The sequence below is a fragment of the uncultured Clostridium sp. genome, from assembly GCF_947036855.1.
GTDB lineage: Bacteria > Bacillota > Clostridia > Clostridiales > Clostridiaceae > Sarcina.
Window position 1 is genome coordinate 1 of record NZ_CAMQRY010000116.1, and the last position, 7,115, is coordinate 7,115.

Consider the following 7,115-nt stretch of genomic DNA (forward strand, 5'->3'; position numbering starts at 1 on the left):
AGATTTGTTGATTTACTCTCGTAGAATTCTCCATCTACTATGTTTTTAAATATATTTTTACTCATAATTTATTCCTCCTATGTAAAACACTAATTAAAGTGTTTTTAATGCCTCATCAATTTGCTCTTTTTCAAAACCTACAATAACTTTATTGTTTATAGTAAGCACAGGTACTGATCTTTGTCCTGAAACTTTTAAAACTTCATTTCTAGCTTCTTTTTCATCTGCAACAGTTACAACTTCGTAACTAACACCTTTTTTCTCTAAATATTTTTTTAATTTATTACATGGTGGACACCATTCTACTGAATATACTTTTACCATAACTTTCACCATTCCTTCTTTTTTATTATTTACTTTCTTCTATATATTCTGCTGCATCTAAAGCTGCTATTGTTCCGTCTGCTACTGCTGTAGTGATTTGTCTAAAGTGTGTTGGTGTAACATCACCAATTGCATAAACTCCACTTATATTAGTTCTCTTTCGAGAGTCTACTTCTATATAACCTTGCTTATCCATATTAACCTGTCCTGTTACAAACTCTGTTCTTGGAGTTCTTCCTATTGAACTAAAAATAGCATCAACTTTTAAGTTTTTAACTTCTCCAGTTACAACATTTTTAATTATAGCTCCATCTACTAAGTTTTCTCCTGTAACATCTATTAAATCCCAGTTATATAAAACTTCAATTTTTTCATTATTTTCTACTTTTTCTATAACTGACTTTTCTCCATGGAAGAAATCTTTTCTTCTTATAACATATACTTTACTTGCAAGTGTCGAGAAATATAAAGCTTCTTTTTGAGCTGAATTTCCACCACCAACAATTGCTATAATACCATCTTTGTACATTGCACCATCACAAACTGCACAGTAATGAATTCCTTTCCCTGAATACTTAGCTTCATTTTCTATTGGAAGTAACATAGGACCAGCTCCTGTTCCTAAAATAACTACCTTTGCATTATAGATAAAATCTTCTGTTTCAACTATTTTTTCATTATCACTTAAATCCATTTTTTGAATTATATCAAACTCTTCAATTATTGCTCCAGCATGTTCTGCTTGTTCTTGCATCTTTGTAGCAAGTTCATCTCCGCTTATTGAAGTAAAGCCAGGGTAATTTTCTATAACATGTGTTATTTTAACCTGCCCACCTATATACTTGTCCTCTAGAACTAGAACACTTAAATTAGCTCTAGCTGCATAAATAGCTGCTGCAAGCCCTGCTGGTCCAGAACCAACTATTATAACATCAATATTTTTAATTTCTTTTGTCATAGTAATTACCACCCTTTCACATACCCCCCACGGGTATCTCTTATATTTATTATATCACCTTATTTTCAAATTGCAACAGAATATTTTATATTTTTTTTCATAAAATTACTATAAAATTCTATACTCCTAAAACTAACTCATCAAGAAGTCCTCTTAATCTGAAAACATTACTTTATTTATAAAATCAATTAATGATATAGTTCTTATCTGGTATAATTATATTTTATACTAATTTTATAAACTTTAAAATAGGGCACTTATTAGTAACTCCGTATTTATAATTACTCTTACAAGCGAAATAATTATCTTTCTATTAATAAAAAGCCCTATTTATAGATTTAGCCTAAATAGAGCTTTTAATACTTACTTTTATATTATTTTAATTTCATATTATAGTTAAATATAGAATAATATTTATAATCTCTTTTTAAAAGAAATTTTCCCCTCTTCAACTACAACATCTAATGAATCTCCATCTTTTATATTTCCACTTAAAATCTCTTCACTTAAACTATCTTCTAAATACTTTGTTATAACCCTTTTAAGTGGTCTTGCTCCATACTTAAGTTCAGTTCCCTTCTCAACAAAAAACTCTTTACTCTCTTTACTAAAAGATACATGTATTTCATGATTTCTTAATTTCTTTTTTGTTTGCTTTAACATTATATCTACTATTTCAAGTAAATGTTCCTTCTCTAGTGAGTGAAATACCATTATATCATCTACTCTATTTATAAATTCGGGCTTAAATGCAAGTTTAAGCTCTGACATAATTTTATCTTTCATTATTTTATATTCACTATCATCATTATGCTCTGTTATAGAAAAACCAACTTTATTTTGCTTATTTATACTATGTGCACCTAAATTAGATGTCATAATAATTATCGTATTAGTAAAGTTTACTACCTTTCCTTTAGCATCTGTTAGTCTACCATCTTCTAATATTTGTAGTAATATATTAAAAATATCTACATGAGCTTTTTCTATTTCATCAAGCAAGATTACTGAATATGGATTACGCCTAACTTTCTCAGTAAGTTGCCCCCCATCTTCATATCCTACATATCCTGGTGGTGAACCTATAAGTTTAGAAACACTATGCTTTTCCATATACTCTGACATATCTATTCTTATCATATGACTTTCACTACCAAATAATATACTTGATAAAGCTTTACAAAGTTCTGTTTTCCCAACACCTGTAGGACCTAAAAATATAAACGATCCTGCTGGTCTATTCTCATCCTTAAGTCCTACTCTAGAACGCCTTACAGCTTTTGCAATAGCTTCAATAGGCTCTTTTTGACCTATAACTTTTTTAGATAAAGTTTTTTCAAGTTCTAATAATTTAATAGCTTCCTTTTGTGTTAATTTTTCAACTGGTATCTTAGTCCATCTTGATACTATATTTGCAACACTACTTGAATCAACTATTTCAACTTTTTTAACCTTACTCTCTTTCCATTCATCTACAAGTTTATTTAATTTTTCTCTTAAAGTTTTTTCTTTATCTCTAAGCCCTGATGCTTTTTCAAAGTCTTGCTCTACAATAGCTCTATCTTTTTTATCTGTAATTTCTTTTATTTCATTTTCTATTTCTGTTAAACTAGGTGGAAATCTAAAATCTTCAATTCTTACTTTAGCAGCACCCTCATCAATTAAATCTATCGCTTTATCTGGTAAAAATCTATCATTTATATATTTAACTGATAAATCAACTGCTGAATATATAGCTTCATCTAATATTTTTACATTATGGTGTTTCTCATAATGTTCTCTAAGCCCCTTTAAAATAAGAATTGTTTCACTTTTACTTGGTTCACCAACTGTAACTGGCTGAAATCTTCTCTCAAGAGCTGTATCTTTTTCTATATGCTTTCTATACTCATCTATAGTTGTCGCACCTATACACTGTATTTCGCCTCTAGCAAGAGCTGGTTTTAAAATATTAGACGCATCTATAGCACCTTCTGCTCCACCTGCTCCAACAATAGTATGAATTTCATCAATAAATAATATTACATCTTGATTTCTTTTGAGTTCTTTTATAACATGTTTAAGTCTATCTTCAAATTCTCCACGATATTTAGCTCCTGCAACCATTGCCGTTAAATCTAATGAAATTATAACTTTCCCCTTTAAATTAACTGGAATATTCCCCTCTATAATTCTTTGTGCAAGCCCCTCAACAATAGCTGTTTTACCAACTCCTGGTTCTCCTATTAAACATGGATTATTTTTTGTTCTTCTACATAAAATTTCTAAAACTCTTTGAGTTTCACTCTCTCTTCCTATAACTGGGTCTAACCCTTGCTCATAGGCTACTGCTGTTAAATCAACACCATATTTCAGTAATATTGGTATATCTTTTTTCTCTCTCTTTTTTCGTCCCTCTTCTTTTCTTTTGATATCATTAATAAAATAACTATTACTTAAATGTTCTTTTAATTGCTTTCTTATTAAATTAACATCTGCATTTAAATTACATAAAATTATATATGCAACCCCTTCTTTATCTTTTAAAAGTGTTGCTAAAATATGTTCTGCTGAAGCATACTGTGCTCCTGATTTTCTAGCATCTAATATACTTTCATCTAATATCTTTTTACTTCTTGGAGTAAATGGAACTTCTAGTATATTATAATCAATATCACCTATACCTATATAACTTTTCACAAGATTAGTAACTTCTACCTCTGTAATATTAATATCAGTAAGAAACTTTTTTGAAATTGTATCAACTCTATAAAAAGCTAATAAAATATGTTCTGTTCCTACATATCCATGTTTTAATTCCTTAGAAATATTCTCCGATTCCTCAATTATTTTTTTTGCATCATCAGTAAACTTACCTAAAAACATATATTTCTCCCTTCCTCTATATCACTAAATATTCTGTAAAAACCTTCTTATTAAATTAGCTCTTACTACATTTTCATTACCTTTATTAAATTTATCATTTAATGTTTGCTTTATATGATTATGTTTGCTTGCAATTATAATTTCATTTATTTTATTAGAATCTATTCCATCTATAATTTTCATTTCCATACCCATTCTAAGTACTGAAAGTAATTTTATTGCTTCTGAAAAGCTAATTTGTCTAGCATTTTGCAGTATTCCTTTTGCTCTAAAAATATTATCTAAAAACTTATCTTCATCCATATTTTTTTCTAATTCTCTTTGCTTCTTCTCTTTCATAATAATTTTATTTTTAATACTATCTAGCTCACTAATTATCGCCTTATATGATATCCCCATAGTTGTAATATTACTTATTCTATATATATTACCTAAACCTTTATTCTCATCTGAAAAAACATCATTAATAGTAAACCCTGTTTTTTCTAATCCTTTTTTTATAAATTCTAAAAACCCCATATTAATACATATCGGTATATGCATTATATATGATGCTTTAAAACCACTTCCAACCTTATTTAAATTAGATGTAAAATACCCCAACTTTTCAGTATATGCAATATCTAACTTTTCATCTAATCCACTGATTAATTCTTCTAATTCTAAATAAACCTCATATCCAGAGAGATATCTACTTTTCAAACTAATTGTAATATGATTTTCTTCATTTATCATAATAATAACTCTATTTTTTTCATCAACAAGAAATGATGAAAACTCTCTATTTTCATATAACTTAAGTGTTATTGCTCCATACTCAAGCCACAAATATATTGTCTCTTTAGACTCTTCCCACAAATTAACTTTTTTAAACTTATATTTTTTATTTGCTAGAAATATTTTTGAAACTATATCTACAACTTCTCTACCTTCCTCGGTACTTAACTTTAAAGGGAACTTATGTGTACTTAAATTTCGTGATAAAAATAATTCTGTTCCAAGCCATATATTATTTTTTGATTTACAAGTTTTACTCATTTTAGCTTTTCTCCTTGTTTAATTTTATATCTACCAATAAATCTCTTATAACTATAGCCTTTTCATATTCTTCATAAGAAATAGCTACCTTTAACTCTTCTTCTAATAACTTCATATTATTTTTATAACCATCTAAGTATTTATATTTTCTACTATTATTATCTTCAGTCCCTTGAATCACTTTTAGAACTTTTTCTATTTCGTCCTCAAAAACTGTATAGCAATTTATACAACCAACTTGCGCATCTTTTTTAAGTTCATCATATGTTGTTTTACATGTATTACAAACTTTTATACTTTCATTTTCAAAATCACTATTTATATAACTAACTAAATTAGTTAATATATCACTTAAATTATAATTAACCACATCATCTAGTTCTGCTTGTACAATAAAATCTTCTATCTCTTTAGCACATCTCTCACACAACATAATTTCTTCTTTTTTATTATTTAATTCTTTTATAATTTTAACATTCGCATTATTTTTACCACATTTTTCGCACTTCAAAACTAAACCTCCTACTCTTTCATAAAAAATAAACATATTTCCTATGTTTATTTTTAAAAATAACGTTAATAACTATTAATATGAAGGTGGAGGTTATTTTTATGAATATTTACTATATAACAAATTCATCATTTTTAATAAAAACTCAAAATGGCAAGCGAATTTTAATAAATCCAACTAAATTTACTTCTAACATTGAAAATATAGACCTTATAGCTATAAACAATTTAAACTATCAAAGTACAGAAAGTATTAATAACTTTGATAATTCTAAAATTTTAAATTCAGTTGGTACTTTTATAAATGACTTTTGCACTATTACATCATTTAATAGCTATCAAGATACTTTGCTTGGTTATAAAAGAGGTGAAAATATAATCTTCAAAATAACTGTTGAGAATTTAACATTATGTCATCTAGGAAATCTTGGACATCCACTTGATGACTCAGTAATAAAAAGTCTTGAATATATTGATATATTATTTGTTCCTGTTGGTGAAAATTATACAATTAAATTTGCTGACCTTAAAAATTTAATTATAAAACTTTCTCCAAAGTATATAATTCCTATGCACTATAAATTAAGCGATAAAAATCTTTCTATGAATAGTCTTGATAAATTCTTGATTTTTTTTAATAGTTTCACTATAAAATCTTTAGATTCTCTCCTTATCACAGATACTATAAATTCAAATATCTCAAAAAAAATAATTATTTTAAATCCAAATGAAAAAATCCTAGAATAATAAATTCTAGGACAACAAAAAAAGAGTAGCTAATGCTACTCTTTCCTAAACAAACAATATTAAGCTTCTACTGGTGAACCAACTGGGCAAACACTTGCACAAGCTCCACAGTCTATACATACTTCAGGGTCGATAACATATTGTGTATCTCCATCAGTAATAGCACTTACTGGACATTCTGCTGCACAAGCACCACAACTGATGCATGAATCTTCTATTTTATAAGCCATTTTACATTCCTCCTAAAATTTTCTTTATAACAATACATTTATATTTTATCACATCTATCAAACCATTTAAAGATATCTAATTAGTTTTCTTTAGTACTAAATTACTATATATCCAAATTCACTTAAAGTATCCTGTATTTCATCTAGACTTATGTGTAGTTCATCATATACTATGACTATACTTTTTATTTTTTGCTTAAATTCAATTGCAATTATACCATCACACTTAGCAATTTTTTTTTGTAAATCTACAAAATCTTTTTGTAACTTTAAATTAGCAATACGTAAAACACTCTTCATAAAAAAGACCCCCTAATCTTTCTTTAAAACATTCTTCATCATTCTTTTATCTGTATCATTATGAACTTCAAACTTTATATCATTTTCTGATTCATCAGCTTCATATTTACCTGATATAAGAGTTATATCATCAATTTTATAAT

At 27.3% G+C, this 7,115-nt stretch carries 8 protein-coding genes; 1 reads left to right on the plus strand and 7 read right to left on the minus strand.

The annotated features are described in order from the left end of the window. Positions 1 to 93 precede the first annotated feature (93 nt). The 5 genes from Q0V15_RS10445 to Q0V15_RS10465 all read right to left on the minus strand — a co-directional run bounded on the left by Q0V15_RS10445 (position 94) and on the right by Q0V15_RS10465 (position 5,696). Positions 94 to 324, minus strand: a complete 231-nt coding sequence (locus tag Q0V15_RS10445) for a glutaredoxin domain-containing protein (protein WP_297438740.1) — start codon at positions 322 to 324, stop codon at positions 94 to 96. A gap of 25 nt (positions 325 to 349) precedes the next feature. Next, complete coding sequence (locus Q0V15_RS10450) at positions 350 to 1,282, minus strand: NAD(P)/FAD-dependent oxidoreductase (protein ID WP_297438742.1); 933 nt, start codon at positions 1,280 to 1,282, stop codon at positions 350 to 352. Positions 1,283 to 1,696: 414 nt separating this feature from the next. Beyond that, positions 1,697 to 4,147, minus strand: a complete 2,451-nt coding sequence (locus tag Q0V15_RS10455) for an ATP-dependent Clp protease ATP-binding subunit (protein ID WP_297438743.1) — start codon at positions 4,145 to 4,147, stop codon at positions 1,697 to 1,699. 24 nt (positions 4,148 to 4,171) lie between these two features. Beyond that, positions 4,172 to 5,185 carry a hypothetical protein gene (locus Q0V15_RS10460; protein ID WP_297438746.1) on the minus strand — a complete coding sequence of 338 codons (1,014 nt, stop codon included), beginning with the start codon at positions 5,183 to 5,185 and terminating at the stop codon, positions 4,172 to 4,174. A 1-nt stretch (position 5,186) separates the two neighbouring features. Then, positions 5,187 to 5,696, minus strand: a complete 510-nt coding sequence (locus tag Q0V15_RS10465; RefSeq protein ID WP_297438748.1) for a hypothetical protein — start codon at positions 5,694 to 5,696, stop codon at positions 5,187 to 5,189. 101 nt (positions 5,697 to 5,797) lie between these two features. On the opposite strand from Q0V15_RS10465, the gene Q0V15_RS10470 reads away from it, so the two are divergent. After that, positions 5,798 to 6,442: an MBL fold metallo-hydrolase gene (locus Q0V15_RS10470; RefSeq protein ID WP_297438750.1), complete on the plus strand. Its 645-nt coding sequence runs from the start codon at positions 5,798 to 5,800 to the stop codon at positions 6,440 to 6,442. 59 nt (positions 6,443 to 6,501) lie between these two features. Here Q0V15_RS10470 and Q0V15_RS10475 read toward each other — a convergent pair whose 3' ends face one another. Both Q0V15_RS10475 and Q0V15_RS10480 read right to left on the minus strand, forming a co-directional pair. Then, positions 6,502 to 6,672, minus strand: a complete 171-nt coding sequence (locus Q0V15_RS10475; protein WP_297438752.1) for a DUF362 domain-containing protein — start codon at positions 6,670 to 6,672, stop codon at positions 6,502 to 6,504. Positions 6,673 to 6,768: 96 nt separating this feature from the next. Then, positions 6,769 to 6,972 (minus strand): hypothetical protein, encoded by a 204-nt coding sequence (locus Q0V15_RS10480; RefSeq protein ID WP_297438753.1) that lies wholly within the window; start codon positions 6,970 to 6,972, stop codon positions 6,769 to 6,771. Positions 6,973 to 7,115: the final 143 nt, after the last annotated feature.